This window comes from Bradyrhizobium sp. BRP22 (genome assembly GCF_020194175.1).
Taxonomy (GTDB): Bacteria; Pseudomonadota; Alphaproteobacteria; order Rhizobiales; family Xanthobacteraceae; genus Bradyrhizobium.
Genome location: NZ_JADYVX010000098.1, coordinates 1 through 1,106, shown reverse-complemented (window position 1 = coordinate 1,106; position 1,106 = coordinate 1). Strand labels below are relative to the sequence as shown.

The window sequence follows — 1,106 nt, the reverse complement described above, 5'->3', positions numbered from 1 at the left end:
TCGCGAGCTTTTGCATTGAGTCTGACGAGGAGCTTGCGCGCCAAGGCAATGCGAATGACCATTTTCTCTTTGCCGGCCCTGAGCAGCCTGTCACGGAACTCTCCGAGGCTTTTGTCGTATCGGGCGGCGATGGCCGCGACGAGGAAGAGGATCGAACGCACGCCGGCGCGGCCGCCGCGGGTGGGGCGCTTGCCCTTTCGCTTGCCACTGTCGTTGGCGATCGGGGCGAGACCGACAAGCTTGGCGATGGCTTTGTTCGACAGGGTGCCGATCTCGGGTATCTCGGCGTGGAGGCGTGCTACGGTCCGTCCGGCAACGCCTTTCATCTCGCGCCAGGTCTCGGCGAGCTTTGCCCACAGCGGATCGTCGTCGATCATGGAGCCAATTTCGCCCTCGAGCGAGCGGGATTGGCGCTTAAGCAGGGCGATCACCTCGTCGAGGCTGGCCAGCATCTCGGGATTATCGAGCAGGCTTGCGCGACGCTGCTTCTGGACGGTGAGATCGTCGGTGACCTGCCGGAGCCTTGCCACCAGGGCCTTCAGGCGTTGCTGGGCTTGGCTTGGCAAGGGTGTCGGAACCAGGTTCTTGGCATCGGCGAAGCGGGCAATGATGGAGGCGTCGATCCGGTCAGTCTTCTCCAGAATGCCCATCGCCTCGGCGTATCGGCGGACGTTGCGGGGGTTGGTCAGCGCACAGCTGATCCCTGCCTCCCACAGTTGGACGAACGCCCGTCGCTCATATCCGCCACTGGCCTCCATGACCACCAGCGCGACCGCATGTTCACGGCAGAACCTGGCCAGTTCTGCAATGCCTGCCGCATCGTTCTCGAAACTTGCAAATCGACGTCCAGGTTCGATGCAGACATCGAGCTTGGCCTTCGAGACATCCACTCCACAAATCGTCTTCTTCACGGTAACCTGCCTTGTCCATGCGATCGGAACTCAAGCGACTGTTCGGTCGTGCGTGACATGGCGAAGATCCCAAAGCTCACCCACGGTTGTAGCCGGAGGGGGAAACGGGCGACATCGCCACGCGCTTTGGCCGGTGGCCACCGGCCAAAGCGCAAGTCGCTTCCATCGCACAAATCATGTCCGAGCAGATACAAG

The 1,106-nt window shown here is 61.9% G+C and carries 1 protein-coding gene; it reads right to left on the bottom strand.

The window, feature by feature from the left end:
- Positions 1-857: IS110 family transposase (locus I6F35_RS39510; RefSeq protein WP_346283253.1), on the bottom strand; the 857-nt coding region annotated here is incomplete at its 3' end.
- Positions 858-1,106: the final 249 nt, after the last annotated feature.